The organism is Bacillus sp. 7884-1 (genome assembly GCF_002272245.1).
In the GTDB taxonomy this organism is placed as follows: Bacteria; Bacillota; Bacilli; order Bacillales; family Cytobacillaceae; genus Neobacillus.
In genome coordinates this window covers 1-356 of record NZ_NPDD01000362.1, presented here as the reverse complement: position 1 = coordinate 356, position 356 = coordinate 1, and the positions used below count along the sequence as shown (strand labels likewise).

Here is a 356-nt window from a genome sequence, read left to right as displayed (position 1 = left end):
ATGACAAAAATGAAAGACATGATGATTGTAAAAAGCAGGACATGAATGACAAGCACGATGATTGCGGATGCAAAAAACAAGACCGAAACGACCAACACGATCAATACAAAAAATATGATTATACCCGTACGTATAAACAAAACAACAAGAATAATCAAATGAAAAAAGATTCTTGTAATCCTTGTGAAAACCAAAAGCATGAAAATGATTACAGTGAACGCAAACAATGCAGAAATATTAATTGTTTATTCAGATGTAGATGCTGGTAACTTTGATTGGGAGGGTTCTATTAACGTAGAAACCTCCTTTTTTTAATACAAAGAAGACCGGCTTCCATTGGAAACCGGTCTTCTTTG

The 356-nt window shown here is 34.0% G+C and carries 1 pseudogene; it reads left to right on the top strand.

Annotation, left to right across the window (positions count from 1 at the left end):
• A pseudogene (locus tag CHI06_RS30285) lies at positions 1-269 on the top strand (hypothetical protein); the annotation flags it as partial.
• Positions 270-356 lie beyond the last annotated feature (87 nt).